At 66.6% G+C, this 650-nt stretch carries 1 protein-coding gene; it reads left to right on the forward strand.

The genetic code is table 11. The features are described from left to right. Positions 1-471, forward strand: a 471-nt coding sequence (locus FJV41_RS49545) for a hypothetical protein (RefSeq protein ID WP_141649548.1), incomplete at its 5' end; no start/stop codon positions are given. Between the last annotated feature and the right edge of the window lie 179 nt (positions 472-650).

The raw sequence follows: 650 nt of genomic DNA on the forward strand, positions 1-650 counted from the left end.
GTGTTCGGGGTGATGGGGCTGGCGGTGGGCGTGGTGGGAATCGTTTCGCCGGATGAAGGGAAGAAAGCCTCGGACGGGTGGTTGGTTCTGGCGCTGGCGGTCGTGTTCGTGGGTGTGGGGGTCTTCCTGTGGAAGAAAGGCATGGCGCCGTCCCGGACGGCTCGGCGCCGGGAGCAACTGCGTGGCTTCATCCGAGCACAAATCCGGCTCCGCGCGAGCGACGCGGCCCTTCACCTCAAGGTGTCCGAGGACGAGGCGGATGCGCTGCTCACCGCGCTCATCGCCCGTCACGAGGTGGACCTCGTCTACCTGGCGGAGTCGCGCGAGTACGTCCACCGGGACGCGCTGGAGCGGGCGCAGAGTGTCGGCAGCAGGTGTCCCTCGTGTGATGCCCCGGTGGGCGCGGACAATGTTCTTCCAGGAGACAAGGTCGTCTGCTCCTACTGCGCGGCCCCCTTCATGGTGGCCTAGAAGTCGCCAGCACGTCCTCGCAATCGATGGTCACAGCTCGCCGTAAGGGTCGGCGTCCTTCGACGCATGGCCAGGTCCCTGGGAGGGGTCGATGAGAAGAGTGTTCGGAGCGGTAACAGCCGCCGCGTTCCTCGGGTGCGCGGCATCACACGAAGCCCAGAAGCCCGAAGCCCTGTCTC

The sequence above is a fragment of the Myxococcus llanfairpwllgwyngyllgogerychwyrndrobwllllantysiliogogogochensis genome, assembly GCF_006636215.1.
Taxonomy (GTDB): Bacteria; Myxococcota; Myxococcia; order Myxococcales; family Myxococcaceae; genus Myxococcus; species Myxococcus llanfairpwllgwyngyllgogerychwyrndrobwllllantysiliogogogochensis.